This is a genomic window from Pectobacterium sp. S5 (genome assembly GCF_051707265.1).
Lineage (GTDB): Bacteria > Pseudomonadota > Gammaproteobacteria > Enterobacterales > Enterobacteriaceae > Pectobacterium > Pectobacterium polare.
The window spans coordinates 233,783-260,546 of the sequence record NZ_JAULSZ010000001.1 but is presented as its reverse complement, the minus strand read 5'-3'; the positions used below and the strand labels follow the sequence as shown (position 1 = coordinate 260,546).

Sequence of the window (26,764 nt, the reverse complement as noted above, 5' to 3'; positions counted from 1 at the left end):
CGGGAAAACTAAAAGTCAGCGTACTCCTGAGCGGGGATCCAGAAGCCGTCAATATACTCTTCGATGGGGAAGCAGCCGGCGCGGCGCAGGCGCTGTTCATCCATCGCTTGCAGGCACTGTGCTTCGGTGTTGTGGGCACCGACGACCAAATCGTCACAGCCATGCCCGAGATAACAAACAAATATCACTAACGCAAACATGTCGTTCTCCAGACATTACCGATTTTCTCTATCTGTCAGGATAATTGTAGATGAAAATCAGTGAGGAAAGGGAGAACGGGCGGTTCATCAGGTGGTTTTATCGCCACCTGATGCAGAAACCGCATTTATTCTTTAGAAAGAGGCTGGGCAGGGGATGCGCCATCTCGCACTAAATCGCGTGGCAGGCTGTTTTTTATCCGGCTGCTGATGCGTTTTGCCAGACCGACAGGCGTGTTCTGGTAGGTTAAAATCAGCTCATCCGCAGCAGGCAGCGGTTCTGGATAGCTGTCTTTACCCTGGAACCACTCGCAGGCGATGCGATCGGTTAGCGCGTAGGCATTCTTCGCGTTCGGATCGGCCAGCGCGACAATGGCTTCATGCTGCCAGCGGAAACCTTTGGGGAAACGCTCAGCGAGCTTAAGGCCAATACGTGAGAATCTGATATTGCCAAAAGCGGAGGTCAGCGCCGCAGGGAAGAGCCAGATCTCGCTATCACGCTGCCACAGCTGAAGTAACGTCTCATCCCAGTGAATGCCCTGTTTGCCTGCCGCCTGTGTGAGTAATGCAGAATCTTTGGGCGGCATCGGAGAGAACGGGAATTTACCCACTTTATAGCCAGGCCGCGGTAGCGGTGGCACGCTGGCGGTTTTCCGCAAACGGGCAACAAAGAAGCCTTCGCTGTCATAAATCTGTGGGAAGACGTGCAGGAAACCTTCTTCGGTTATGGCGCGTTCGGCGTCGGTGAAGAGATCGTGTAAAGATTCAAATTCGCACGCATCAGGAAACTGTGCCTGTAACCAACGGCAGACCTGTTGGTTTTCCTGTCTATTCAGCGTACAGGTGGAGTAAATCATCACGCCGCCGGGCTTCAGAGCATGGAACGCGCTCAGAATCAGGTCGCGCTGTGTGGCAGCAATATCGGTAATGCTCTCTTGCGACCAGTGACTCATTGCCGCGGGATCCTTACGCACCACGCCTTCACCTGAGCACGGGGCATCCAGCAGAATCGCATCAAAATATTCCGGCAGCGCTGCACCGAAAACCCGCCCGTCAAAGTGTGTAATCGCCGTATTGCTGACGCCGCAGCGGCTGATGTTGGCATGCAACACTTTTACCCGGCTGGCTGAATACTCATTGGCGACGATAGCCCCTTCATCATTCAGTCGTGCTGCGATTTGCGTCGTTTTGGATCCCGGTGCGGCCGCAACGTCCAAAACTATTTCCAACGCATCATTATGGTGGAACAGGGCGCTGACGGGCAGCATGGAACTGGCTTCCTGAATATAAAACAGCCCGCTCAGGTGCTCCAGTGTATTGCCTAACCGCGTGTTTTCTTCTTCCGCATTCAGCAGCCAGAAACCTTCCTGACACCAGGGAATCGGCTCAAGCTGCCAGCCATAAGGCTGCACAAGCTGAAAAAAGGCATCGACGCTGATTTTTAACGTATTCACGCGGATGCTACGGCGCAGCGGACGCTGGCAGGCAGCAATAAAATCCTCCATCGAAAGAGATGAAGGCATGATGTCCCGCATAGTGTCGAGAAATTCAGCAGGTAGGTTGGCTGGGATAAATTTTGCCACGGCGAGGTTCCGTACAGGTTATTCTGTAAAACGAGGGGAAGAAGCGGCGAAGTGTAGCACGGATCCTTCATACATTATGTGAAAACGGCGAGACGGTGCGTGAAAACGACAGGGCGACCATCGCCGCCCCGTCAGGTGATAAGCATTAATTATTCGGTGTTGGAATCGCTGTACCCCATTGGCGCCACTCTTTGGGTTCTTCGTTCCTCAGCAGGAAATGCTTTCCTTCCTGTGCTTTGGGGGCGAGAGGCGTGCTGGGGGGCGTGGCAAACGCGATACCGCCGCGAATGAACTGCTGGAAGGTTCCGCTCTTGATGACGCCGCCAACCAATCCGAATTCCAGGTTGTAACCCGAAGCCTGCCAGAAGACGGAATTGTCGCGCACCAGATGCTGATAGCGTTTGCTGATACGCAATGACACGGCGATACGGTCGGAAAGCGTGCCCAGCGACAACCCGGTTACCGTACCGACTTCAATACCGCGGAACAGCACTGGCGTACCAACCTGCAACGCGCCTGCTTCCGGCGCATCAACGCTGATATTCAAGCCGTCCTGATAGCGAGAGTCGGAGATGGTGGCCTGTTGCAGCTCAAAACTCCGCGTTACGTTGCCGTTACCCGGTTCGACGTTGATATAAGGCTGGAATAGCGTCTCCAGATGATTCACACCGGCGGCGGAAATCTCCGGCGTGACGACGGAAAAGCGCGTCCCGGAACGGGCGAAATTACGCACGTATTCAGGGTAGAGGACGGCCTGCACCAGCACTTCATTACGCTGCTCGGACAGTTTCAGCGAATCCAACTGACCTATATCGATTCCCAGATAGCGGATCGGCATGCCCGGCGCGAGTTTGCTGGCATCGTAGGTGCGCAGAATGATGCGACTCCCCACGGCGCGTGCCGCCGTTTCGTTGTTATACAGGACGCGTTTTCCGCCTTTAATTTCTGGGGCGCCTTCCAGATTATCAAAACTGATCGCTCCTTTAAGCGCTCGGTTCAGCGGGGAGGCTTGCACGGTCAGGCCCGACGTATTCAACTGCACACGGGCCCCGCCTTCTGCCCAGAACACGCTGTTTTCCGTCAGCAGCTTACGGTGTTCAGGACGAATATAAACGTCAACCTCAAAGGTATCCGCCTTCGGCCGCACCCGCATGATTTCGCCTACCTGGAACTTACGGTACAGCACGATGGAACCATCCTGAATATCCGGCAGGCTGTCGGTTACTAAGGTGAGCGTCGGAGAAGGCGTGGCACCGCGAATGCCTTCTTCGGCTTTTTCGAGATCGCTGAACAGCGGGTAACGTGTCTGAACCTCACCTTTGCTGCCCGGTAAAACCTGAATACCGCCGCTGACCCATTCTTGCGCGCTGGCACCCAACACTTGAATCCCATCCAGCCCCATCTTCACATTCACACGGCTGTTCACGATGAATTTGCTGTCACGGTGTAATAACTGGCGATATCGCGGCTCGATCACCAAAAGGAAGCTGACACCTTGTTCGTCCAGCGTGCGTTTCACGACCTGCCCAACTTGGACACCATGCAGCAGTACAGGTTGACCGCTATCAATGCCATAGCTTTGTGCTGCCGTGAGCTGAATAGAAAGCGCGCCGGGCTGGGTGAGCTGCTGTTGCCCGCTATCCAGCACGTCAAAATGCTGGCGCGGTTCGCCTTCACCGGGGATAAGCGTCAGCGTTGGGCCGCTCAGCAAACGTGAAACATTCAGGTCACTGAGCGAAAGCTGGGGTTTACTGAGTTCGATTCGCGTACCTTCTCGCATCAGCGAAATGACGGAAGGATCAATGATGAGTTCTCCACTGACCTTGCCGTCATCGGGGTTCAACGTGATTTTATTTAGCGTGCCGACTTCAAGCCCCTGATACATCAGCGGGGTGCGGCCTTCAGATAGGCTGTCGCCGGAAGGTAAATCCAGCGTGATTTTCACACCGCGCTGGCTTTGTGCCAGGTCGGGATAGAGGCGGTAGGATTGTTCGGCACCCGCATTCTCGCTCTCTTCCGGTGAATCGAACGCGATCGCACCGTTAACCAGCGCCGCCAGATTCTCCATTTCAATTTTTGCGCCGCTGACGCTGATGTCCGCATTAAAGCCAGATACATTCCAGAAGCGGCTATTTTTCTTCACCAGATGGGTAAAGCGACGTTCAACCAGCACGTCAATCATCACACCGTGGCTATCTTGGGAAACGGTGTAATCGTAGACTTTTCCCACCGGGATTTTACGGTAGTAAACCAGCGAACCGGTATTCAGTGAACCGAGATCGTCTGCATGGAGATGAATCAGCAGTTCCCCGGTATTCACGCGGTATTTGGGCTGCGTATCCAGCGCTGAAAAGCGCTCTTGCGGCTCGCCGGAACCGGGCATCATGCCGATGTAGTTACCGCCCACCAGCGCATCCAGCCCTGAAACCCCAGCGAGAGACGCTTTCGGGGTAACCAGCCAGAACTGCGTGCCGCTGCGCAACGCTTCCTTCATGTCGCTTTTGATACTGGCTTCGACCTGTATGGTGCGCAGGTCTTCACTCAGCTTGATATTTTGCACGGTGCCGACTTCCACCCCTTGGTAGCGCACGGGGGTACGCCCGGCGACAATACCGTCAGCGGAGACGAAATCGATAGTGACCGTCGTGCCACGTTCTTGCTGATTGGTGTAAATCAGCCAGCCGGCAATCATCAACGCAATCAGCGGCAGTAGCCAAAACGGCGACAGGCGACGCTTGTTCTTCACGGTAGCTTCAGTTGGTGTCCCAGGCGTATTATCTTGCATTGTTATTCCACATCAGTGTTATCCCACATCAGTCGGCTATCCAGCCATTCAACGGCAAGGATAGTGAGAATCACCGCTGCGCCAAAGTAAAAGGCAGCAGGCCCCATGGTGAAAGCGAGTAATTGATCGCGGTTGACGAGCGACATCGTCAGCGCAATCACAAATAAATCGAGCATGGACCAGCGACCGATCCAACGGATCACGCGCAGCATCTTCATGCGCATCATTATGTTGCCTTCTGATCGGAGATGGATACTCACCAGCAGCCCGAACAGCACAATAACCTTAGTAAACGGCACCAGAATACTGGCGATAAAGACCACCAGCGCGATCGGAACATTGCCTGACGCAAGCGAAAGAATACCGGAAAAAATCGTGTCCTCCGTACGTGCACCGTTGACATAAATAATCGATATGGGCAACAGGTTGGCGGGGAACAGTAAAATTATAGAAGCAATGAGCGCTGCCCAGGATTTTTGCAGGCTTTGCCGCTGGCGCAAGCGAAGCGGAATATGGCAACGGGGGCAACGCCCCCGGTTGTCGGGTGAACTGGTGAAGTGGCAGGAAAGGCAGATTCGATAGCGATCCGGCGCAATCAACGGCCTCATGCGCGGATAAAACCGCTGCCAAAGCTGGTCGGTATTTAAGTGAATCAGCGTCAACAGGCTTAAGGTCATCAGTGCCAGAAAGGCAACCAGTCCGATTCCCGCCTGAACATCCGCAAATTCACGGACTTTGATTGCGGCAACGGCCATGCCGACCAGATAGATATCCAGCATCATCCACTCTTTTAACCGCTGCAACATGAGCAGGATGGGCCGCAGGTTCATTCCAATTCGAGGGGCAAAAAACAGGTATAACAGAGAAAAAACCAGCGTGAGCGGGGCACCAACCGTACAGAAGGCAACCATACTTGCCGTGAGCGGATGCCCCTGCCGGGTGATTTGCCAAATGCCTTCGAACAGGCTGGCATTGATGGTCACACCCAGCAAGCGAATACTGATCAACGGCTCGGTGAAGGCAAACGGCATCAGGACCAACATGGCAACCGCCATCGCCGCAAGTCGGGAAATAGTCCAGTCTCTGCCTGAACTGACTTTGGCATCGCAACGTGGGCAGTTGGCTGTCTGGGTTCGCTTCAACTGCGGCAGCGCAAAAAAGGCATCGCACTCCGGGCAGCGATGATAGCGATCTATGGTAGACGCGGTGTTTTTCGCACCACCCGTTAGCGGCGGTCGGGGGGAGGAAAACGGCGCAGGACTGACTATATTATGTATTTTCATCTTTCCTGCGATCCGGTAAAAGGTGTTAAGTCCACGATGGATAACATATTCACAGCTATTCAGTGTAACTGAAGGCTCACTGAATGATAAATTCATAATAAGGCTCTGATCTCTGCCCGATATTATTTTACAGGTGGAAATAGCATGATATGCACGACAGCGGTACAGTAAAGCGGATGATTCTTCGCGCGAAGGCGCGAATCTTATGGCATTCTGTAACCGATGCTAATGCAGTCTGTGTGGAAACTGTTCGCACTGTTTTGAAAAGACAACAATATACTTTATGAATAAACAAGCATGAATAAACAAGAATTTTATCAGGATCTCATTCGCGATATGTCATCGCTTATCGCGGATGAAAACCGTTTTATTACGATTTTATCAAACAGTAGTGCGCTGCTGTTTGAGCGTTTGGATGGGGTTAATTGGGCAGGGTTTTACCTGTTGGATAACGACACGCTTTTCCTAGGACCATTTCAGGGCAAGGTTGCCTGTGTGCGTATTCCGGTTGGCAAAGGTGTATGCGGTGCGGCGATAGCTGAAAATCGCATTCAGCGCGTGGATGATGTCCATGCGTTCCCTGGTCATATCGCCTGTGATGCCGCGAGTAATGCTGAAATTGTGCTACCGCTTGTCGTTAACGGGCAACCGATTGGCGTTCTGGATATTGACAGTACCCTTTATCAGCGTTTTGACGCAGATGATGAAGAAGGGCTGAAGGCCGTGGTGAGCGTACTTTGTGCTCAACTGGAAGCGAGCGATGTGATGACATTCATCAATTCTCTCACGTTGAAGCAAGGTTAACGTGGCAATTGCCGATGGCGTCATTATAATGACGCCTGTTCATGCCTGCGCCGGTTGGCAAACCCGTTGTAATCAGGAAATTTCATGGAAAATCAACCTAAGTTGAACAGTAGTAAAGAAGTCATTGCCTTTTTGGCAGAGCGGTTCCCGCTTTGTTTCACCACTGAAGGTGAAACTCGTCCGTTAAAGATCGGTATTTTTCAGGATCTTGTTGAGCGTGTGCCGGAGTCCGATAACGTCAGTAAGACGCAATTACGCTCTGCGCTGCGTCTTTATACCTCAAGCTGGCGGTATCTGTACGGTGTAAAATTGGGTGCCCAACGTGTGGATTTGGATGGTAACCCATGCGGTGAGTTGGAACAGCAGCATGTCGATCATGCTCGTAAGCAGTTGGAAGAAGCGAAAGCGCGAGTTCAGGCTCAGCGTGCTGAGCAACAGGCTAAAAAACGTGAAGCAGCCGGAGAATCGGCAGAAGCAGCGCGTACGCCTCGTCCCGCTCAGAAACGTGCGCCGCGCCGTGACGCTTCAAACAATGCATCTCGAAACAACGCACCGCGTAATCCACGTCAGCCTTCTTCCGGCCAATCGCAGCCTTCTTCTCAGCAATCCGCGAATGCTCAATCTCGTCAGGCAAAGCCTGCCAGTAATGAGCGTCAACGGGTAGCGGTTACGGATGTTTCCAAACTGCAAATCGGTCAGGAAATCAAAGTCAGAGCCGGCAAAGACGCCATGGATGCCACCGTGCTTGAAATTGCCAAAGGCGAAGTCAGAGTACAATTGGCTTCTGGATTGGCAATGATTGTACGCGCAGAACACTTGCAGTTCTGATACGGAGGCCAACCTGGGCATGAACAACTTAGTCAAAATAACCGCCATCGCAGGCTTACTGCTGGCGGGCTCTAGTTTTGCAAATGAAAACATTACGCGTGTTGAACAGATTCCTCAGCTACATCAGGAGCCTCAACATGCTACCGTTAGCGACAGGGTGGCCTCACGTTTCCTGCGTTCGCACTATCGCCAGTTTATGCTGGATGCGCAGTTCTCTGAGAAAATTTTTAACCGCTACCTCAATATGCTGGACTACAGCCACAACGTGCTGTTGGCCTCTGATGTGGCACAATTTTCCGGGCAAAAAGCCCAGTTGGGCGACGCGCTGAAATCCGGTCAACTGGATATTCCGTACGCGTTGTACAATCTGGCGCAGAAGCGTCGGTTTGAGCGTTTTCAATATGCATTGTCGCTGCTGGATAAACCGGTCGATCTGACGGGCAATGATACGTTTGAACTCGATCGCAGCAAAGCCCCTTGGCCGCAGAACGCGGGTGAACTTAACCGCCTGTGGGATGCCAAGGTAAAATATGACTGGCTCAGCCTGAAGCTGACCGGTAAAGATGATAAAGACATCAAAGAGACGCTGACCAAGCGTTACCAGTTTGCCATTCGCCGTTTGGCGCAGAGCAACAGCGAAGATGTTTTCCAACTCGTCATGAACGCCTTTGCGCGTGAAATTGACCCGCATACCAGCTACCTGTCACCGCGTAACACCGAGCAATTCAATACCGAAATGAGCCTGTCGCTCGAAGGGATTGGCGCGGTGTTGCAGATGGATGACGACTACACCATGATTAATTCCATGGTGCCAGGCGGTCCGGCAGCGAAAAGCAAAAACATTACCGTCGGTGACCGCGTAGTTGGCGTAGGCCAAAGCGGCAAGCCAATGGTGGATGTTATCGGCTGGCGTCTGGATGATGTCGTTGCGCTGATTAAAGGCCCGAAAGGCAGCAAGGTCCGTCTGGAAATCCTGCCTGCTGGCAAAGGGACGAAAACCCGCATTGTTACGCTGACGCGTGAACGTATTCGCCTTGAAGACCGCGCGGTTAAGATGTCCGTCAAGACGGTCGGCAAGGATAAAGTCGGCGTGCTGGACATCCCCGGTTTCTATGTCGGCCTGACGGATGACGTTAAGGTTCAACTCCAGAAGCTGGAAAAACAGAACGTCAGCAGCATTGTGATTGACTTACGTACTAACGGCGGCGGTGCGCTGACGGAAGCGGTAGGGCTTTCCGGTCTGTTTATTCCTGGCGGCCCTGTGGTTCAGGTGCGCGATAATAATGGCAAAGTGCGTGAAGACAGCGACACCGACGGTATTGTGTATTACAAAGGCCCGCTGGTGGTGCTGGTCGATCGCTTCAGTGCTTCCGCTTCCGAGATCTTCGCGGCGGCAATGCAGGATTATGGCCGCGCCTTGATCGTGGGTGAACCGACGTTTGGTAAAGGCACCGTGCAGCAGTATCGCTCGCTGAATCGGATTTACGATCAGATGCTGCGTCCTGACTGGCCAGCGCTGGGCTCCGTGCAATATACGATTCAGAAGTTCTATCGTATTGACGGCGGCAGTACTCAGATGAAAGGCGTGACGCCTGACGTGATGATGCCAACCGGCACGGAAACGGTAGATACCGGTGAGAAATTTGAAGATAACGCGCTACCGTGGGACAGCATCAAAGCGGCTAACTACACGAAGAGCAGCGATCTGAAGGCACTGATTAGCAAACTGAATGAACATCATCAGGAGCGTATCGCCAAAGATCCTGAGTTCCAGTATGTCGCGCAAGATATTGCCCGCTACAACGCGCTGAAGGATAAGCGTAACATCGTGTCGCTCAATCTTGCCCAGCGCGAGAAAGAGAATGACGATGATGAAGCGATGCGTCTGAAGCGGATTAACGATCGACTGACGAGAGAAGGTAAAAAACCGCTCAAGTCACTGGAAGATCTGCCGAAGGACTATCAGGCACCCGATCCTTATCTGGATGAAACGGTGAAAATTGCTAACGATTTGGCACAGGAAGAGAAAGAGTAAAGAGTCATACGCTAAAATCGTTCTGATCGTCTGAGATCATCAAGCGCCTTGTGGGTTTATCCGACAGGGCGCTTTTTTTTGAACCTAATCGTTGTTTTTGATGATGAGTGTTACAGGATGACAGCGCTGTACCGTCAATGACGGACTAACGAATCTTGGTTGGCGAACAGCCAAAACGAGTTTTAAACCGTTCGGAAAAACGCGCTGAGGATTTATACCCGCAGGCTTCTGCCAGACGCTGCATACTCCATGACGTCGTTTGTACCAGCATCATCGCGTGTTGCATTCGCGTCTCCAGCAACAGCACTTCAAAGCGTGTCTGCTCGGCGGATAGCTTCCGGCGCAGTGTGGCCTCGCTCATCGCCAGCAGGCGACCCGCAGACTGTGCGGTCCAGTGGTGTTCCGGCTCTTTACTGATAAGCGTGCGTAGCTGAGTGGTAACACCAGGCTGTGGCGGTGCGCCAAAACGATATCCCCGTTCCGACAGCGCCAGCAGCATATCCATCAGCCGCAGTTCGAGACGTGATTCATTAAGTGCGTTGCCCGTAATCCCCTCAACCAGATACTGCAATGTGTGGGTGAGATCGTTATCCAGCGTGAGGGTAGTGAAGGGGCGCGGATGATGCGTAGCGGGAAATTCATTAGGATAGCGATGATAAAACCGCGCCAGAAGCGTGGATGAAAACGTCAGAAAGATCGACCGGAAAGCGGAGTCATGGCCGCCGGGTGTTTTCGCCAGATCGGCATTTGCGTCAGGCGTAATCAGACAAAGTTGAGTTGGGTTGTCGACAACTGTCGTTTCGTGCTGTTCAAAAATGGTTAATCGACCAGAGAGAACCAGCAGAAGCGTGGCCTCATAGAAATGGAAACGCGTTGTCTGCTGTGGCGTACGCAAGTGAGGCTGAGCTAGCGCGCACAGGCCATACCGCTGTAGCGGCTGGCCTGATGGCAATCGCCAGTCCGCCTCTACAATGAGAGACGGAGAAGCAGGGCGTAAAGCGGTCACGCTCATAGCCAGTCATTCTTATAACAAATCATGATAATGCGGGATTCAGCGTATATAGCCCAGTGAGTGTCGCTTCTGCCAATACCGGTGCGTTAGCTAGTGCGATGCGAACATTCGCTCCGTTAAGTTCACCTTCTATCGTTAAAGCCGGCGTCGCGAGAGCATAAAGTGTGAAGATGTAATGATGGACGATCGCATCGTTCCACGGCGGACAAGGGCCATCATAGCCATAGTAGGTGCCTTTCATCTGTTCGTCCGTGGCGAACCAACCCGTGTAATCATTGATGCCGTGTCGGAGCCCTGTCGGTGCATCCGGACCCGCTTTCCCACGCGGTGTGATACCGCTGGAATGTGAGGTGGCAGGAATTTCATTGATGCTGGCTGGAATATCCAGCAATAGCCAATGGTAGAAATCGACACGCGGCAGAGAGGCGCTAACTTCGCGACCTTCCTGATTCACATCGTCACCGCGGCTGGGTACATCTGGATCGTGGCAGATCAATACGAAAGACTGTGTCCCTTCGGGCGCGCCGTGCCAGGCAAGATGGGGATTGTGGTTAGAAGACAGTGCAATGTGGCTAGTTGCGTCTGGTACGGCAAAGGCAAATTCGCCTGGGATAGTATCGCCGTCCTGAAAACTGTGGCTGGAGAGTTGCAACATAGTGGAGTTCCTTATCGTGATTCTGATGAGTGTTGAATCATTATAGAAGAAGCTGCGCGTAATTATTTTCCTAATGCCGTCAGGATAATGCTTTTAGCTGTCAATTTGATGGGTTTGAGATGATATTTGTAATCAGAGTAGAAACATAGTTTATGGTAACGAAAGCTAGAGGTTGTAGATAAAGCGCGTCGAGCGGTAGTAACGGATAGATCGTAAAGACGCTGCAAGTACGTCCCTGTAAGCTCGGATTGCGCCATCCCTGGCGCAAACGCTTTACTCTTCTATTCCGTTACCACCGTTCTTGTTCGGCAAATAGGTTTGCCAACGATCTGCCGATGCCGATAGAGAAATCCGATCTGCATCGCGATAGCGTGCGCGATTAACGACCGGCTTTTAGCTGCTGGAAGTAGGTTTCATACAGCGTGCTGGCGCTGCCAACGTCGTTCTGCCATTCGCCTTTCGCGATAGTTTCATCATCTGGGTACAGCGTTTTGTCCCCTGAAACTTCTGGCGGCAGTAATTTTTTCGCCGCCAGATTTGGCGTTGGATAACCGATAGTTTCCGCGACCTGTGCCGCGACTTCCGGGCGCAGCAGGAAGTCGATCAGCTTCATCGCACCGTCAACGTTTTTGGCATTGGCCGGAATCGCCAGACTGTCCATCCAGAAGATGCCGCCTTCTTTGGGCCAAATAACATCCAGCGGAGTACCGGCCTGACGCGCCACGTAGGCAGAACCATTCCACACCATACCCAGATTGACTTCACCTTCGATGAACGGGTTGCCGGGGTTGTCTGAGTTGAATGTCAGCACGTTCGGCATCAGAGCCTGCAGTTCTTTATAGGCCTCCTCAATCTCTTTAGGGTCGGTGGTATTCGCGGAGTAACCCAGTTTACGCAGCGCGATTTGGAACACCTCACGCGCGTCATCGGTCAGCAGCAGGCTGTTTTTGTACTTTGTATCCCACAGATCGGCCCAACTGGTGATGCTGGCAGGGTCAATCATTTCATGATTAATGCCAATCGCCGTTGCGCCCCAGATATAGGGAATGGAGTAGTCGTTATTCGGATCGAAAGATTTGTGCAGCAGATTTGGGTCGAGATTATGGAAGTTGCTGAGCTTGCTGGTATCGATCTTTTGCAGCATGCCTTCTTTGCTCATCTTAGAGATGAAATAAGTTGAAGGCACAACCAGATCGTAAGCACCGTCCTTATAGGTCTTCAGCTTGGCATACATACTTTCGTTGGATTCATAGGTGGAGTAAATCACCTTGATGCCCGTTTCTTTAGTGAACTGTTCTAACAGGCCCGGCGGCACGTATTCGGTCCAGTTATAGAAATAGATCGTTTTGCCATCGTCGGCGTTGGCGGTGCTGATGCCAAACGCCATTGCGCAGGCTGCCAGTAGGTGTGGCCACTTTTTCATTATGTTTACCTCCTTACGAGTCCCAAAGGAAATACCCGCCTGGAACCTATCCCATTAGGCTATTTTGTTTGCCATTTTGAACCAGGGCAGTGCTCGAAATCCTCACGTACTACGTGTACGCTCCGGTTTCTGTGCGCTGTCCGTGTCCAAACTGGCTGCACCAATAACGCCTACTGGAATAGGTCCTTACAAGCAGATATGAAAATAACAGTATTCATCGTGCTTACCGCAACCTTATTTTCCGGTGCGGTCGCGTAAAATCAGCTGGCTACTGAGCACCAGCACGAGCGATAGAATCAGCAAAATCGTTGCCAGCGCGTTGACTTCAGGGGAGACGCCGACCTTCACCATCGAGTAAATCTTCAACGGTAGAATCTCATACGCGGGCCCGGTGACAAACGAGGACACCACCACGTCATCCATCGACAGCGTAAAGCTGAGCAGCCAACTGGCGGCTACTGCCGGCATAGCTAGCGGTAGAATGATTTTGCGCAGAATAATCACTTCGCTAGCACCCAAATCGCGCGCGGCTTCCAGCATCCGCACGTCAAAGCCTTTCAGGCGCGAATAGACGGTCACCACCACAAACGGCAGGCAGAACGTGATGTGGGAAAACAGCAGCGACCAGAATCCAAGCGATATGCCCAGCAGCATGAAGAGCACCAGCAGTGAAATCGCCATCACGATATCCGGCGACATCATCACCACGAACAGCATGCCGCCGACAAAAGGTTTGCCGCGAAAGCGGTAGCGATACAGCGCGACGGCCGTCAGGGAGCCAATCATCGTGGCGAACGTCGCGGAAAAAACGGCCATCGTCAGTGAGTGTTGCGCGGCCTGGAGCAGGCTGTCGTTGTTTATCAGCAGCCGATACCAGTCTAGTGTAAATCCCTGCCAGTTGATGCCGAAACGCGCTTGGTTAAACGAGTTCACGATCAGAATAACGATCGGGATGTACAGGTAAGCGTAAATGATGGACATAAATCCACCGCGGATTAAGCGTCCGGTCATTCCAGCTCTCCTTTTTTATTCAGCAGGCGGGCTGTGCGGTAGTAGATAAAGAGCAGCACGCCCATGGCCAGCGTCAGGCAGATGCTGGTGGCGGCACCAAACGGCCAGTCGCGGATATTGAGGAACTGGCTTTTAATAACGTTACCGATCAGCAAATTCTTGGCACCGCCCATCAGATCGGCAACAAAGAACAAGCCCATGGCAGGCAGCAGCACCAGCAGGCAGCCGGCGATAATCCCCGGCATGGTCAGCGGGATGACGACGCGAATGAAGGTTTGCCACTTATTGGCACCCAGATCGCGGGCGGCTTCAAGGTAGGATTTATCGAGTTTTTCAATGCTGGAGTAGAGCGGTAGCACCATGAACGGCAGTAGGATGTAAATCAGACCGAGAATCACCGCTTCAGAGGTATACATAATCCGCAGCGGCGTATCGATAAGACCCGTCCAGAGCAGAAACTCATTCAGATGTCCGCGTGTACTCAGAAAGATTTTCAGGCCGTAAATACGGATCAGCGAGTTGGTCCAAAAGGGCACAATCAGCAGAAACAGCATCAGCGGCTGAATTTTTTTCGGTAAACGCGCCAGAATAAAGGCAAACGGATAGCCCAGCAGCAGACAGCAGAGCGTGGCGATAACGGCCATGTTCAGCGAATGCAGCAGCACAGAGGCATAAAGCGGATCGGCCAGTCGCGTATAGTTTTCCAGCGTAAAGACCAGGCTGACGAAATGGGTGTCATCGCGCGTCAGGAAACTGGTTCCGATGATCATCAGGTTGGGCAGGAAAACAAACAGCACCAGCCAGGCAACGATGAGTGTGATAATGATGTTTTGAAAGCGTTTACGCGACTTCTTCATCGTGCAGGACTACCTCCCAACTTTCCACCCAGGTGACGTCTACTTTCTGGTTGAGTGAATGGTCGAAGTCAGGATCGTCTTCGTTAAAGAACTCGCTGACCATGACCATCTTGCCGTTTTCCAGCTCAATGTTGGATTCCAGCGTCATGCCTTTATAGTTACGCTCGCGCACATAGCCAACCATACCTTCCGCCTGCATGCCGTCGCCAAGCTCTTCGACGCGTAAATCTTCCGGTCGTAGCAGTACGTTGAGGTGTTGGCCGACGTTGACCGGAAAGCTGACGGTGATAACGCAGTCGTGGCCTTCGACCTGAGCGCGTACCCGCTGTTCGTTCAACAATTCCAGCACCACAGCATCAAAGATATTGATTTCACCGATAAAGCTAGCGACGAACAGATTTTTTGGCTCTTCGTAGATTTCACGCGGCGTGCCGTCTTGCTCGATGCGTCCATCGCGCATTACCACGATGCGGTCGGACATGGTCAGCGCTTCTTCCTGATCGTGCGTGACGAAAATAAAGGTGATACCCAGCTTACGTTGCAGCGCCTTCAGTTCGTTCTGCATCTGCTTACGCAGCTTATAATCGAGCGCAGACAAGGATTCATCCAGCAGTAGAACCTTCGGCTGATTGACGACGGCGCGGGCGATGGCAACGCGCTGTTGCTGGCCGCCAGACAACTGGTGCGGGCGACGCTGCGCCAGCTCTTCCAGTTGCACCATTTTCAGCGCTTCAATCACGCGTGGCGCAATCTCTGCGGCGGGCGTTTTCTGCATGCGCAGGCCAAATGCCACGTTCTCAAACACGCTGAGATGAGGAAACAGGGCGTAACTTTGAAATACGGTATTAACGTGTCGCTGTTCAGCGGGCTGGTGGGTAATGTCCTGCTTTTCCAGCATGACGTTGCCGCTATCGACCGTTTCCAGACCGGCAATCAAGCGTAGTACAGTGGTTTTGCCGCAGCCGGATGGCCCGAGGATCGTCAGAAACTCACCGTTATTAATGGTGAGATTAAAATGTGAAATGATGTCTTTGCCATCAAAGCCTTTATGGACGTTGAGCAATTCAACGACCGGCACAGTCAGGGAGTTTTCTTTCATTAAGGTATAGCTCTATGTCCTGATTTGGCCGATCAACGGTATCTCCGTTGCGATCGTACCAAGGGTTATCACCTTTCAGCCAGCGTGCGCAGTTAAGGGCGGCATTTTACGGGAAACGCTGCCTGACGCCAACTTGTGTGGCCTACTTACTGCCGATTGATAGCGATTAAGCCAATGAATTAGGGTGTATGTTTCCTGATTGTTACCTGATTTAGAGGTTCTTCGTGACACGGTCGCTGCTTTTTGGCCTGAATTCTGGTCTGCCGATTTGTTAAATCGGGAAAAAACTGACCTGACGCAATATCTACCGGGGTAGCCCTATCCATAATGCCTTTCAGGGTTCAGGGGGTATAAATAAGATGGATAAATTACTCGACAGATTTTTGAATTACGTTTCGTTTGATACGCAGTCTAAATCCGGCGTTCGGCAGGTGCCGAGCACCGACGGTCAGTTGAAACTGGCGCGTGCGTTGCAGCAGGAACTGCTCGAACTGGGATTTGAGCAAGTCGCGCTGAGCAAGCAGGGTTGTCTGATGGCGACGCTTCCAGCAAACGTTGCCTGGCCCGTTCCGGCCATCGGCTTTATTTCACATATGGATACATCACCGGATTTTAGCGGCAAGAATGTTAATCCGCAGATTCTGGAAAACTACCGCGGCGGCGATATTGCCTTGGGCGTGGGGGATGAAGTGCTGTCACCCGTGATGTTCCCGGTGTTACACCAGCTACTGGGGCACACGCTGATTACCACAGACGGCAAAACGCTGCTGGGAGCGGATGATAAAGCGGGGATCGCGGAAATTATGACCGCGCTGGTGCGTTTGAAGAAAAGTCAGCTCCCGCACGGCGATATTCGCGTTGCCTTTACGCCTGATGAAGAAATTGGCAAGGGCGCTCAGTTTTTTGATGTCAAAGCGTTTAACGCACAGTGGGCCTATACCGTGGACGGCGGTGGTGTCGGCGAGCTGGAGTATGAGAATTTTAATGCTGCGTCGGTTCAGGTGAAAATCGTGGGCAACAATGTGCATCCCGGTAGCGCCAAAGGCGTGATGGTGAACGCGCTGACGCTGGCCTCGCGCTATCACCAGCATGTGCCGGAGAGTCAATCGCCGGAGCAGACGGACGGCTATCAGGGGTTCTACCACCTTCACACCATGAAAGGCTCTGTGGAACGCGCAGATTTGCATTACATCGTCCGGGATTTTGACCGCAACGGCTTTGAACAGCGTAAACAGACGATGCTGGATATTGCGGAAAAAGTCGGCGCGGGGCTGCACCCAGATTGCTATATTGAAGTCACGATTACCGATACCTATTACAACATGCGTGAGCAGGTTGAGCAGCATCCGCACATTATTGCGTTGGCGCAGCAGGCGATGCGGGATTGTGATATTGAGCCGAATATGAAGCCGATTCGCGGCGGCACCGACGGCGCACACCTGTCATTTCAAGGGCTACCGTGCCCAAATCTGTTTACCGGCGGCTACAACTATCATGGCAAACATGAATTTGTCACGTTGGAAGGCATGGAAAAGGCGGTGTCTGTGATTATGCGCATTGCTGAACTGACGGCGCTGCGCGCGAAGCCGTAAGTGTTTCCATTTTGCAGAGATGAATAAGGCGGGACATTCCCGCCTTATCTTTGTACTAACCCGTATTCAAGATTGGTCTTAATCCGCAAAGTACCAGTAACCGCTATTAATCAGCACAGTAAGCTGCGCGAGGAAAGAGGGATCTTCCAGCGCGTCGCCCAACTGTTCTGCACCAATAGCAGGGTGCTCAGCCAGCGCAAACAGCGCCGCTTTGTGCGTGCTATTCACTTTTTCCCCGTTAACGAAGCAGCTATCGCCAACGCAGATGACCCGCAAGCCACCTAAACGACGCAGTGGTTCACCCTGTTGCAGATATTCATACACTTCGCCAGCCTGATAAGGCGGCTCCGGCGGTGAGAGATCGAGCTCGTGACGGGACTGGGAAATAAATTCGCCAAACCAGTTCTGGAAATGCTCCGGCTGCTGCACCAAATCCAACATCATTTTTTGCAGCGCATCCAGCTCTTGCGGCAGTACGCTGGCGATATGATCGCGGGATGGTACATCAGGATCGCTGTAGCGATAGCTGCCGAGCTCACGGGAAAGCACATAATCCGCAAAGCCGCTCACCAACTCGCGAGCATTCGGCGCGCGGAAACCCACCGAGTAGTTCAGCGAGTTCTCCAGCGAATAGCCTTCGTGCGGGAAACCCGGTGGAATATAAACGATATCGCCCGGCTCCAGCTCTTCATCAATAATGGCGTCAAACGGATCGACCTGAAGCAGGTCGGGATGCGGACAGTGCTGCTTCATCGGTATTTTTTCACCGATGCGCCAGCGGCGACGCCCCGTTCCCTGAATGATGAACACATCATACTGATCCAGATGCGGCCCTACGCCACCGCCGGGAACGGAAAATGAAATCATCAAATCATCGGTACGCCAGTCCGGCAGTTGTCGAAAGGGCAGCATCAAGGCAGAAGAGGGCTCATGCCAGTGATCGACGGCCTGCACCAACAGCGACCAATTGCTTTCCCCCAGATGATCGTAGCTCTCGAAAGGACCGTGGCTTACCTGCCAGCGTCCGTTCTGATGGCTGACCAGACGGCTATCAACCTCATTTTCCAACGCCAGCCCGGCGAGTTCGTCGGGTGAAATCGGGTCGATAAAATGCGTGAAACCGCCTTTAATCAGGAGCGGACGTTTTTGCCAGTAGTTCGCTAAAAAATCCTGCCAGTCGAGATTGAGCTGATAGTCCATACTGTTTTCCAGAAACGTGTTTTTTTGAGGAAATGACTGTTCTTGAAGATATGATTTTTCTTGAAATAATCAGTATTTTAAAACAATCAGTATTTTGGCGATAAGTATAGCGGAAGCATCGCGCGCTGTACTGCCTTTCATCCCTCATTCTGGCTCAGGTTCTGGCGGGAGAAAATAGCTTCGACTCGGGCACCGCCCAGTGCGCTGTCGCTGATGAGTATCTCACCCTGATATTGTTCGATAATTTCGACGGCAACGGCAAGGCCGATACCTTGTCCGGGGCGCATTCGGTCGGCGCGTTGCCCACGCAGGAAGATCATTTCACGCTTGCTTTCGTGGATGCCGGGGCCATCGTCATCGATAATCAGATGCAGTTTGTGATCGGAGTATTGCACGCTAATTTCGACAAATTCCAGGCAGTACTTACAGGCGTTATCAAGAATATTGCCCATGACTTCCATAAAATCATTCTTCTCGCCCACAAAGGTCAGTTCTGGCGGAATATCGAGCGTCAATACAACGCCCTTGCGCTGATACACCTTATTTAATGCAGAACACAGGCCATCCAGCAGTGCTGGAACCGAGTGTACTTCACGTATCAGTAGATTATGTTCGGAGCGTACGCTGGCGCGATGCAGGTAATAGCCAATCTGCTGCGAGATGCGGCTGATCTGCGACAGCATAATAGGCTCAGCCTGATCGATAGTGATCTCTTTACCGGTTCGCAGCGCACGTAACGTGGTCTGCAAAACCGCCAGTGGCGTTTTTAAACTGTGGGTGAGATCGGTGAGCGTTGTGCGGTACTTATGGTAGCGCTGGCGTTCGTTATTCAGCAGGATATTCAGGTTTTTTACCAGACTGAACAATTCGCGCGGCGGATTTTCATCCAGTTGATCGCGCGTCCCTTTTTCCAGCTCGGCGATCTGTTTTACCAGATGCTGAATAGGGCGCAGGCTCCAGTGTGCTCCCAGCCACAGCAGGGGAAGCACCAGCAGAAGGTTGGCGATCAACACATAGCTGAACCATTCCCACACCACATCTTCCTGTTGCAGTTCCTGCGGGATGCGATCGACTACAACAATCGTGATGGAAGGGAGATGATCGGTTTTGGGGTAAACGTTCACGGCGATGGAGTGCGTTAACGCATTGCTATGCGCACCGTTCAGCGCCCGCAGGCTGCTAAGCAGTAAGGTATTGCCCGTTAATACCGCGCTGCTGGTATCGGTATCGGTATCCAACTCGTGATAGGCCGTCTTGTTCAGCCATTCCGGCTTGATTAGCGCTTCCAACTCGGGAACGTGTTTTTCGCGCCAGAGCACGTTGCCATTCTCATCGTATATCAACACCAACGTGGGGAAATTGATGTCAACGTCGGGTGGCGTGACGATATTCAGTTGGTTATCGCGCCACTGCGCAAGGCTGTAGTAGAGGTTACTTTCGCCGCGCAGCAAGCGGAATGAGGTTTTATCAAAGTTGACACTGTAACCGATAATGGCGACGACGCCATAGGCGAGCGACAGCGCCAGTACGATGGCCGCTGTCGCGAGTAAAAAACGAATACGAAGCGAGAAGGGCTGCTTCTTATCGCTCATGCTGAGCCTGAGGGGGTATCAATATCAAAACGATATCCTTGTCCGCGCACGGTAGTGATCACATCCGGTGCTTCTGCCTGCTGAATTTTCTTACGTAATCGCCCCATCAACACGTCGATGGTGTGGCTTTCCCGCAGTTCTGCATCGGGGTACAGCTGCAACATCAGCGACTCTTTGCTGACGACTTTGCCTTTATTGCGAATCAACGTCTCGATAATCGTGTATTCAAACGCGGTGAGTTTGATTGGACCGCCGTGGATTACCAGTTCGCGGCGCGATAAATCGATCTCAAAGGGCGGCAGGCTGATGACTTGCGATGCCAGCCCGCTGTTACGCCGCATCAGTGCCTGCAGGCGCGCCACGACTTCTTCCATATGGAACGGCTTGGTTACGTAATCGTCCGCTCCCGCTTCCAGCACCGCAACTTTGTCCTGCCAGCCTTCACGGGCGGTCAGCACCAGAATTGGGAGCTTGACCTGATGGGCGCGCCAGCGGCGGATCATGCTCATGCCGTCTTCATCGGGTAGCCCGAGGTCGACAATGGCGATATCCGGCATATTTTCATGCAGAAAATAATCCGCTTCTTTGGCGTCAGACGCCGCGTCAACCTGATGCCCCATTTCATTCATCTGAACGGTTAAATGGTGGCGCAATAATACATTATCTTCAACGACCAGAATTCGCATCGCTATATCCTCTGTCGAATAGAAATGGCCATGTTTATCGAAATACTGCTATGCGCCATATCTTTCACGTATGTCGCCCCTGCGTATCAACATTATACGCAGAGAACGTTATTTATTTTATTTGTTAAATTATCCACAGGGAGGGTAAACCGGGTATAAACAGGCTGGAAATGCTTGGTCTTATGCAAAACTGGCGGGCAGGGCGCCCGCCAGAGAGAGATTGCGATCGGGTTTGAGAACGGTTATTTCAGGTCATCGACCATCGCGATAGCACGGCCGATATAGTTGGCTGGTGTCATCGCCTTCAGACGCGTTTTTTCCGCTTCTGGCAACGCCAGACCATCGATAAATTCCTGAATACCGGCAGCATCAACGCGTTTGCCGCGCGTCAGCTCTTTCAGTTTTTCGTACGGCTTTTCAATCCCGTAGCGACGCATCACGGTTTGGATCGGCTCTGCCAACACTTCCCAGTTGTGATCCAGCTCGTCAGCCAGACGATCGCGGTTCACTTCCAGTTTGCTGATGCCTTTCATCGTGGCCTGATACGCAATCAGCGCATAGCCCACGCCTACGCCCAGATTACGCAGCACGGTAGAGTCGGTGAGGTCACGCTGCCAGCGGGAAACCGGCAGTTTGCTAGCCAGATGCCCCAGAACGGCGTTCGCCAGACCCAGGTTGCCTTCCGAGTTCTCGAAGTCGATCGGGTTAACCTTGTGCGGCATGGTGGAAGAACCGATTTCGCCCGCAATGGTTTTCTGCTTGAAGTGATTCAGGGCAATGTAGCCCCAAATATCACGGTCAAAGTCGATCAAAATGGTGTTGAAACGCGCGATGCAGTCAAACAGCTCGGCGATGTAATCGTGCGGTTCGATCTGCGTGGTGTACGGGTTCCAGTTGATGCCCAGCGAGGTAACAAAGCTTTCGCTGAACTGGTGCCAGTCGACTTCCGGATAGGCCGCCAGATGGGCGTTATAGTTACCGACAGCACCATTAATCTTGCCCAGAATCTCAACCTGTTGCAGCTGGCGATATTGGCGATCCATACGGTAAGCCACGTTAGCGAACTCTTTACCGATAGTGGACGGCGTAGCGGGCTGGCCGTGTGTACGGGAAAGCAGCGGGATATCGCGATATTCCTGCGCCAGCGTTTTCAGCGCATCAATGATTTGACGCCACTGTGGCAGGATGACGTCGCGGCGAGCGGTATCCAGCATCAGTGCATGAGACAGGTTGTTGATGTCTTCTGAAGTACAGGCGAAGTGGATGAATTCGTTGACGGCGTGCAGCGCCGGAACAGTGGCAACTTTTTCTTTCAGGAAGTACTCAACGGCTTTCACGTCGTGGTTGGTCGTGCGCTCGATCGTTTTAATGCGCGCTGCATCTTCTTCGCTGAATTCGGCGACAATTTTATCAAGGAAAGCGTTTGCGTCAGCATCAAATGCAGGAACTTCCTGGATCTCTGCACAGGCTGCCAGTTTTTGCAGCCAACGTACTTCAACCTGCACACGGAATTTCAGCAAACCGAATTCGCTGAAAATGGTGCGCAACGTGCTGACTTTATCGCCGTAGCGTCCATCAATAGGGGAAACGGCGGTCAGTGAGGATAATTCCATCGCAAGCAACTCCTGAGATTGGTTTCAATAACGATTAATTTCGATAAGGACAATGAATTATTAACAATAATCAATTTTGTGACGCTGGCGTTACTCACACCAGCGTCGATCATAGCGGCAAGAATACCATCAAACGGATGGGCAACGCGCCAATATCTGTTTCGCTTCTTTGACCAACTGGCTGCGTGAGAACATCAGCTGCAAGCGTCCGCCGCCAATCTGTTGCCAGAGCACCGTAGAGCGGATACCGGCCAGCAGCGCAGCTCGCACTTTAGCCTGCACCTGACTGTTTTTCAGCACTTCCGGTGAACCGGTAACCTGAATACGTGGCCCCAGCGTACTGATGACATCCACATAAATCGCGGCCAGCGCACTCACAATCGTCTCGGAGAGCAGCTCGAAATGCTCCAGTTGGCGCTCCAACTGCCCGATGCGTTTGCCCAATTCGTCAAGCGCGGCAGACTTCGCATTCAGCTTGCGTTCTAACGCAATCAGGCTGAAAGCGTAGCGTGATAGCTCTGCACCTGCGCCTTTACTGCTGCTGCTATTCAGAATGCCGAGCAGCGTTTCCAGCCCAACTTTCAGGTTTTGCTCGTCATTACCGTAAACGGCCAGCGTAGACGCCGGATTGAGATTCAAAACGCTGTTCAGCGAGGTATGCAGCACATCGTTATTACAGTTCCCCGTGTGGGCCAACTGTTGGACTAAGTGTGCCGACTGACAAACGCCCGCTAGTGCTAGCGTGATTTCATAATAGTTCTTAGCCACGGTTACTCCTGTAAGCGCTCTTCGATGATGCCGCCGCCAAGGCAAACGTCGTCCAGATAAAACACGGCAGATTGGCCCGGAGTCACGGCTGCGACGGGCTCATCAAAACGCACGGTAATGCGATCGTCGCCAAGTGGCGTGACGGTGCAGGGGATATCCGCCTGACGATAACGGGTTTTCACCGTACAACGTAATTCAGCGGTGAGCGGCTGACGATCGACCCAGTGTAGTTGCTGTGCGATTAAACCGTACGACATCAGGCGAGGGTGTTCGTGACCCTGCGCGACGTACAGAATATTGTTGGCGACATCTTTATCCACTACGTACCAAGGGTCTTCGCCGCCGTCTTTGACGCCGCCAATACCCAGACCTTTGCGTTGCCCCAGCGTGTGGTACATCAGCCCTTGATGCTGTCCCATCGGTTTGTTGTCGTCGACGGACAGAATCGGGCCCGGCTGTGCGGGCAGGTAGCGCGCCAGAAAATCGGTGAATTTGCGCTCACCGATGAAGCAAATACCGGTAGAGTCTTTTTTCTTCGCGGTTGCCAGTTCCAACTCTTCGGCAATTTTACGTACCTGCGGTTTTTCCAGCTCACCGACCGGGAACAGGCTTTGTGCGATCTGTTCGTGGCTCAGCGTATAAAGAAAATAGCTCTGGTCTTTGTTGCCGTCCATGCCGCGTAGCAAACGGCTTTTACCGTCAACGTCGTGACGACGGACATAGTGGCCTGTCGCGATATAGTCTGCGCCGAGATCTTCAGCGGCGAATTCTAGGAAGGCTTTGAATTTGATTTCTTTATTGCACAGGATATCGGGATTGGGGGTGCGGCCCGCTTTGTATTCTTCAAGGAAGAGTTCAAAAACGTTGTCCCAATATTCGGCGGCAAAGTTGACGGTATGTAATTCGATACCCAGCTTGTCGCAAACAGCCTGTGCATCGGCAAGGTCTGTGGCCGCTGAGCAATATTCCGTGTCGTCGTCCTCTTCCCAGTTCTTCATGAACAGGCCTTCAACATGATAGCCCTGTTGCTGTAACAGGTAAGCGGAAACGGAGGAATCAACACCGCCGGACATACCGACAATCACTTTTTTCTGGCTGTTATCTGACATGGAAGTCTCACGAACTGAAATTTACTGACGCATTGATGCGAAAAACAAGCGGCATATTTTAGCATGTTGAACCGAGGGCTGCATCGCTATTCCTGCCGTGCGGTGGTTAATCACGTTCACGGCAGGAATAGCAAGATGCCTAAAATGGCCAGTTAAACGCGCCCAATACGGTTAACGGATAGCGCTCTGGCTGCTGGTAGCAGCGAATACTTTCGGCCACCAGCGGCGAACGAAGCTGATGCGAATGCAGAATGTCCTCGGCGGTCAGCCAGCGGCAGCATTCGATGTCGCTGTCGTGCGGCTGGGTATCGACCCGCGCAGGCAGATCGAGCGCGAAGCAAAAGCGCAGAAACGGTGTGCTGTCGGGGGCAATCCATTGGTGCAGACGCAAGAAACTCTGCGGTGTGGCCTGAATGCCCGTTTCTTCCCACAGCTCACGGCTTGCAGCCTGAATCAGTGTTTCGTCGGCTTCCAGATGGCCCGCGGGCTGGTTCCACAATAATTTATCGTTAATTAGCTCTTCGACGACCAGAAAATGGTTTTCGGCCTGTACCACACAGGCGACTGTCACATGGGGTTTAAACATCCATTATCTCCTTCCATTCTCCGGGTAACAGGTTTTCTACGGTCTGATTAGCCATGCCGTATCGAATCAGACGTAATGTAGGATACCCGATATTTGCTGTCATACGACGAACTTGCCGATTACGGCCTTCATACAGCGTGATTTTTAACCAGCAGTCGGGAATGTTTTTACGCTCGCGTATGGGAGGATTACGCGGCCACAGCCAGTCAGGTTCGGGTACGATCTCCGCACCGGCGGGCAGCGTTTTGCCGTCATTTAGGTCCAGACCCGTACGAAAGCGCGTCAGTGCGGCGTCGTCAGGAATACCTTCGACCTGCACATAGTAAATTTTGGCCGTTTTCTTCGTTGGCTGGGTTAGCTGTGCCTGAAGCTTGCCGTCATTGGTGAGAATCATCAGGCCTTCGCTATCGCGATCCAGACGCCCGGCAGCATAAATACCGCTAACCGGAATGTAATCTTTCAGCGTCCGGCGTCCGGCTTCATCAGTGAATTGCGGTAGCACATCGAAGGGTTTATTGAACAAAACGATGCGGCGCGGCGCGTTGTCAGGCTGCCTTTTTCTTGCCGGCTGTGAGCTGAATCGTTTAACTTTGTGATTTTTAACAGAGAATTTATTCATCATCTTTATAGTCGCGGATAACAAAAGCATTATACTCAAATGGTTTGCGATTGGCGCGGGCTAAATATTCAAGTAGTATTGACACGCATCTTACAAGTCATTAACAAAATTGCGCTCGAAGGAGAGGTTAATGGAAAGCAAAGTAGTTGTACCGACAGAAGGTCAGAAAATCACGGTTGACGCTCAAGGCAAACTGGTTGTTCCAAACAATCCGGTCATTCCGTTTATCGAAGGCGACGGCATCGGTATCGATGTAACGCCAGCCATGATCAACGTCGTTGACGCCGCCGTGAAGAAAGCCTATCAGGGCAAGCGCGCGATTTCCTGGATGGAGATCTATACGGGTGAAAAATCCACGCAGGTCTACGGTAAAGATGTCTGGCTGCCGGAAGAAACACTGGATTTGATCCGTGAATACCGTGTGGCGATTAAGGGCCCGCTGACAACGCCAGTCGGTGGTGGTATTCGTTCTCTGAACGTTGCACTGCGCCAACAGTTGGATCTGTACGTTTGCCTGCGTCCGGTACGCTACTACGAAGGTACACCTAGCCCGGTTAAACAGCCTGAGCTGACCGACATGGTGATCTTCCGCGAAAACGCCGAAGACATCTATGCAGGTATCGAGTGGAAAGCGGGTTCTGCTGAAGCAGACAAAGTGATCAAATTCCTGCGTGAAGAAATGGGCGTTAACAAAATCCGTTTCCCTGAGCAGTGTGGTATCGGCGTGAAGCCGTGTTCCGAAGAAGGTACCAAACGTCTGGTTCGTGCCGCAATCGAATACGCGATCACCAACGACCGTGATTCCGTCACGCTGGTACACAAAGGCAACATCATGAAATTCACCGAAGGCGCGTTCAAAGACTGGGGCTACCAGTTGGCGCGTGAAGAATTCGGCGGTGAGCTGATCGATGGCGGCCCGTGGGTGAAAATCAAGAACCCGAACACCGGCAAAGAGATCGTGGTAAAAGACGTGATCGCCGATGCGTTCTTGCAACAAATCCTGCTGCGTCCTGCTGAATACGATGTGATCGCCTGTATGAACCTGAACGGTGACTACATTTCTGATGCCTTGGCGGCACAGGTTGGCGGTATCGGTATTGCTCCGGGCGCGAACATCGGTGACGAATGTGCACTGTTTGAAGCCACGCACGGTACGGCACCGAAATATGCAGGTCAGGACAAAGTGAACCCAGGTTCCGTTATTCTGTCTGCTGAAATGATGCTGCGTCACCTGCAATGGTTCGAAGCGGCTGACCTGATTGTTAAGGGCGTTGAAGGCGCGATCAAAAACAAGACCGTGACTTACGATTTCGAACGTCTGATGGAAGGCGCTAAGCTGCGTAAATGTAGCGAGTTCGCGCAAGACATTATTGATAATATGTAATCTGCGATTCAGCGCAGATGAAAATCAGGGGCCAATTTGGCCC

At 52.5% G+C, this 26,764-nt stretch carries 23 protein-coding genes; 5 read left to right on the top strand and 18 right to left on the bottom strand.

Annotated elements, in window-relative coordinates; genetic code table 11:
- Positions 1–8: 8 nt before the first annotated feature.
- The 4 genes from QWJ20_RS01230 to yebS form a co-directional block, all read right to left on the bottom strand.
- Complete coding sequence (locus QWJ20_RS01230; protein ID WP_433991666.1) at positions 9–200, bottom strand: YebW family protein; 192 nt, start codon at positions 198–200, stop codon at positions 9–11.
- Between the two features lie 125 nt (positions 201–325).
- A complete protein-coding gene (gene rsmF, locus QWJ20_RS01225) occupies positions 326–1,780 on the bottom strand; it encodes a 16S rRNA (cytosine(1407)-C(5))-methyltransferase RsmF (protein ID WP_433991665.1) in 1,455 nt (484 codons plus the stop codon).
- 145 nt (positions 1,781–1,925) lie between these two features.
- Positions 1,926–4,565: an MlaD family protein gene (locus QWJ20_RS01220; protein WP_433991664.1), complete on the bottom strand. Its 2,640-nt coding sequence runs from the start codon at positions 4,563–4,565 to the stop codon at positions 1,926–1,928.
- Positions 4,566–4,567: 2 nt separating this feature from the next.
- Positions 4,568–5,848 (bottom strand): membrane integrity lipid transport subunit YebS, encoded by a 1,281-nt coding sequence (yebS, locus tag QWJ20_RS01215; RefSeq protein WP_433991663.1) that lies wholly within the window; start codon positions 5,846–5,848, stop codon positions 4,568–4,570.
- Between the two features lie 297 nt (positions 5,849–6,145).
- Between yebS and QWJ20_RS01210 the strand changes: the two genes are divergently transcribed.
- From QWJ20_RS01210 to prc, 3 genes are all read left to right on the top strand, one after another.
- Complete coding sequence (locus tag QWJ20_RS01210; protein WP_095994424.1) at positions 6,146–6,652, top strand: GAF domain-containing protein; 507 nt, start codon at positions 6,146–6,148, stop codon at positions 6,650–6,652.
- 84 nt (positions 6,653–6,736) lie between these two features.
- Positions 6,737–7,480 carry an RNA chaperone ProQ gene (proQ, locus tag QWJ20_RS01205; protein ID WP_095994425.1) on the top strand — a complete coding sequence of 248 codons (744 nt, stop codon included), beginning with the start codon at positions 6,737–6,739 and terminating at the stop codon, positions 7,478–7,480.
- Positions 7,481–7,499: 19 nt separating this feature from the next.
- Complete coding sequence (gene prc, locus QWJ20_RS01200) at positions 7,500–9,515, top strand: carboxy terminal-processing peptidase (protein ID WP_119888792.1); 2,016 nt, start codon at positions 7,500–7,502, stop codon at positions 9,513–9,515.
- Between the two features lie 145 nt (positions 9,516–9,660).
- Here prc and QWJ20_RS01195 read toward each other — a convergent pair whose 3' ends face one another.
- The 6 genes from QWJ20_RS01195 to potA form a co-directional block, all read right to left on the bottom strand.
- On the bottom strand, positions 9,661–10,527 hold the full coding sequence (locus QWJ20_RS01195) for a helix-turn-helix domain-containing protein (RefSeq protein ID WP_433991662.1): 867 nt from the start codon (positions 10,525–10,527) through the stop codon (positions 9,661–9,663).
- 22 nt (positions 10,528–10,549) lie between these two features.
- Entirely contained in the window at positions 10,550–11,182 is a 633-nt protein-coding gene (locus QWJ20_RS01190; RefSeq protein WP_433991661.1) for a YbhB/YbcL family Raf kinase inhibitor-like protein, read from the bottom strand.
- A gap of 379 nt (positions 11,183–11,561) precedes the next feature.
- Entirely contained in the window at positions 11,562–12,605 is a 1,044-nt protein-coding gene (potD, locus tag QWJ20_RS01185) for a spermidine/putrescine ABC transporter substrate-binding protein PotD (RefSeq protein WP_433991660.1), read from the bottom strand.
- A 234-nt stretch (positions 12,606–12,839) separates the two neighbouring features.
- Positions 12,840–13,616, bottom strand: a complete 777-nt coding sequence (potC, locus tag QWJ20_RS01180) for a spermidine/putrescine ABC transporter permease PotC (RefSeq protein ID WP_039472861.1) — start codon at positions 13,614–13,616, stop codon at positions 12,840–12,842.
- Positions 13,613–14,473: a spermidine/putrescine ABC transporter permease PotB gene (gene potB, locus QWJ20_RS01175; protein WP_138255227.1), complete on the bottom strand. Its 861-nt coding sequence runs from the start codon at positions 14,471–14,473 to the stop codon at positions 13,613–13,615. The genes potC and potB overlap by 4 nt, the downstream gene beginning before the upstream one ends.
- Complete coding sequence (potA, locus tag QWJ20_RS01170; RefSeq protein ID WP_010309752.1) at positions 14,457–15,572, bottom strand: spermidine/putrescine ABC transporter ATP-binding protein PotA; 1,116 nt, start codon at positions 15,570–15,572, stop codon at positions 14,457–14,459. The genes potB and potA overlap by 17 nt, the downstream gene beginning before the upstream one ends.
- 359 nt (positions 15,573–15,931) lie before the next feature.
- Between potA and pepT the strand changes: the two genes are divergently transcribed.
- Positions 15,932–17,164: a peptidase T gene (gene pepT / locus QWJ20_RS01165; protein WP_039535244.1), complete on the top strand. Its 1,233-nt coding sequence runs from the start codon at positions 15,932–15,934 to the stop codon at positions 17,162–17,164.
- A 78-nt stretch (positions 17,165–17,242) separates the two neighbouring features.
- Here the strand turns inward: pepT and QWJ20_RS01160 are convergent, their stop codons facing one another.
- The 8 genes from QWJ20_RS01160 to rluE form a co-directional block, all read right to left on the bottom strand.
- Positions 17,243–18,364, bottom strand: coding sequence for a ribosomal protein uL16 3-hydroxylase (locus QWJ20_RS01160; RefSeq protein ID WP_010297919.1), 1,122 nt, complete (start codon positions 18,362–18,364; stop codon positions 17,243–17,245).
- 137 nt (positions 18,365–18,501) lie between these two features.
- Positions 18,502–19,956 carry a two-component system sensor histidine kinase PhoQ gene (gene phoQ / locus QWJ20_RS01155; protein ID WP_138255226.1) on the bottom strand — a complete coding sequence of 485 codons (1,455 nt, stop codon included), beginning with the start codon at positions 19,954–19,956 and terminating at the stop codon, positions 18,502–18,504.
- The gene (phoP, locus tag QWJ20_RS01150; protein WP_010297914.1) at positions 19,953–20,642 is read right to left on the bottom strand and encodes a two-component system response regulator PhoP; all 690 of its coding nucleotides are present in this window, start codon (positions 20,640–20,642) and stop codon (positions 19,953–19,955) included. The genes phoQ and phoP overlap by 4 nt, the downstream gene beginning before the upstream one ends.
- Positions 20,643–20,884: 242 nt before the next feature.
- Positions 20,885–22,255 carry an adenylosuccinate lyase gene (purB, locus tag QWJ20_RS01145; RefSeq protein WP_138255225.1) on the bottom strand — a complete coding sequence of 457 codons (1,371 nt, stop codon included), beginning with the start codon at positions 22,253–22,255 and terminating at the stop codon, positions 20,885–20,887.
- A gap of 129 nt (positions 22,256–22,384) precedes the next feature.
- Complete coding sequence (gene hflD / locus QWJ20_RS01140; RefSeq protein ID WP_039505398.1) at positions 22,385–23,023, bottom strand: high frequency lysogenization protein HflD; 639 nt, start codon at positions 23,021–23,023, stop codon at positions 22,385–22,387.
- Between the two features lie 2 nt (positions 23,024–23,025).
- Positions 23,026–24,132: a tRNA 2-thiouridine(34) synthase MnmA gene (gene mnmA / locus QWJ20_RS01135; RefSeq protein ID WP_010275749.1), complete on the bottom strand. Its 1,107-nt coding sequence runs from the start codon at positions 24,130–24,132 to the stop codon at positions 23,026–23,028.
- 139 nt (positions 24,133–24,271) lie between these two features.
- A complete protein-coding gene (locus QWJ20_RS01130) occupies positions 24,272–24,718 on the bottom strand; it encodes an NUDIX hydrolase (RefSeq protein WP_039505401.1) in 447 nt (148 codons plus the stop codon).
- Positions 24,711–25,337, bottom strand: a complete 627-nt coding sequence (rluE, locus tag QWJ20_RS01125) for a 23S rRNA pseudouridine(2457) synthase RluE (protein WP_240820191.1) — start codon at positions 25,335–25,337, stop codon at positions 24,711–24,713. Before rluE ends, QWJ20_RS01130 begins: the two co-directional genes overlap by 8 nt.
- 130 nt (positions 25,338–25,467) lie before the next feature.
- Here rluE and icd point away from each other — a divergent pair, with 130 nt between their 5' ends.
- A complete protein-coding gene (gene icd / locus QWJ20_RS01120; protein WP_039286734.1) occupies positions 25,468–26,721 on the top strand; it encodes an NADP-dependent isocitrate dehydrogenase in 1,254 nt (417 codons plus the stop codon).
- The last annotated feature ends 43 nt before the right edge of the window (positions 26,722–26,764 follow it).

Excerpts from the sequence above, each read along its gene's own strand:
- QWJ20_RS01220 (WP_433991664.1), bottom strand. The coding sequence starts at position 4,565 with ATGCAAGATAATACGCCTGGGACACCAACTGAAGCTACCGTGAAGAAC.
- potD (WP_433991660.1), bottom strand. The coding sequence starts at position 12,605 with ATGAAAAAGTGGCCACACCTACTGGCAGCCTGCGCAATGGCGTTTGGC.
- QWJ20_RS01160 (WP_010297919.1), bottom strand. The coding sequence starts at position 18,364 with ATGGACTATCAGCTCAATCTCGACTGGCAGGATTTTTTAGCGAACTAC.
- QWJ20_RS01190 (WP_433991661.1), bottom strand. The coding sequence starts at position 11,182 with ATGTTGCAACTCTCCAGCCACAGTTTTCAGGACGGCGATACTATCCCA.
- icd (WP_039286734.1), top strand. The coding sequence starts at position 25,468 with ATGGAAAGCAAAGTAGTTGTACCGACAGAAGGTCAGAAAATCACGGTT.
- QWJ20_RS01210 (WP_095994424.1), top strand. The coding sequence starts at position 6,146 with ATGAATAAACAAGAATTTTATCAGGATCTCATTCGCGATATGTCATCG.
- potC (WP_039472861.1), bottom strand. The coding sequence starts at position 13,616 with ATGACCGGACGCTTAATCCGCGGTGGATTTATGTCCATCATTTACGCT.
- QWJ20_RS01130 (WP_039505401.1), bottom strand. The coding sequence starts at position 24,718 with ATGTTTAAACCCCATGTGACAGTCGCCTGTGTGGTACAGGCCGAAAAC.
- phoQ (WP_138255226.1), bottom strand. The coding sequence starts at position 19,956 with ATGAGCGATAAGAAGCAGCCCTTCTCGCTTCGTATTCGTTTTTTACTC.
- QWJ20_RS01195 (WP_433991662.1), bottom strand. The coding sequence starts at position 10,527 with ATGAGCGTGACCGCTTTACGCCCTGCTTCTCCGTCTCTCATTGTAGAG.
- phoP (WP_010297914.1), bottom strand. The coding sequence starts at position 20,642 with ATGCGAATTCTGGTCGTTGAAGATAATGTATTATTGCGCCACCATTTA.
- mnmA (WP_010275749.1), bottom strand. The coding sequence starts at position 24,132 with ATGTCAGATAACAGCCAGAAAAAAGTGATTGTCGGTATGTCCGGCGGT.
- purB (WP_138255225.1), bottom strand. The coding sequence starts at position 22,255 with ATGGAATTATCCTCACTGACCGCCGTTTCCCCTATTGATGGACGCTAC.
- rluE (WP_240820191.1), bottom strand. The coding sequence starts at position 25,337 with ATGAATAAATTCTCTGTTAAAAATCACAAAGTTAAACGATTCAGCTCA.
- potB (WP_138255227.1), bottom strand. The coding sequence starts at position 14,473 with ATGAAGAAGTCGCGTAAACGCTTTCAAAACATCATTATCACACTCATC.
- prc (WP_119888792.1), top strand. The coding sequence starts at position 7,500 with ATGAACAACTTAGTCAAAATAACCGCCATCGCAGGCTTACTGCTGGCG.
- QWJ20_RS01230 (WP_433991666.1), bottom strand. The coding sequence starts at position 200 with ATGTTTGCGTTAGTGATATTTGTTTGTTATCTCGGGCATGGCTGTGAC.
- potA (WP_010309752.1), bottom strand. The coding sequence starts at position 15,572 with ATGAAAGAAAACTCCCTGACTGTGCCGGTCGTTGAATTGCTCAACGTC.
- yebS (WP_433991663.1), bottom strand. The coding sequence starts at position 5,848 with ATGAAAATACATAATATAGTCAGTCCTGCGCCGTTTTCCTCCCCCCGA.
- pepT (WP_039535244.1), top strand. The coding sequence starts at position 15,932 with ATGGATAAATTACTCGACAGATTTTTGAATTACGTTTCGTTTGATACG.
- proQ (WP_095994425.1), top strand. The coding sequence starts at position 6,737 with ATGGAAAATCAACCTAAGTTGAACAGTAGTAAAGAAGTCATTGCCTTT.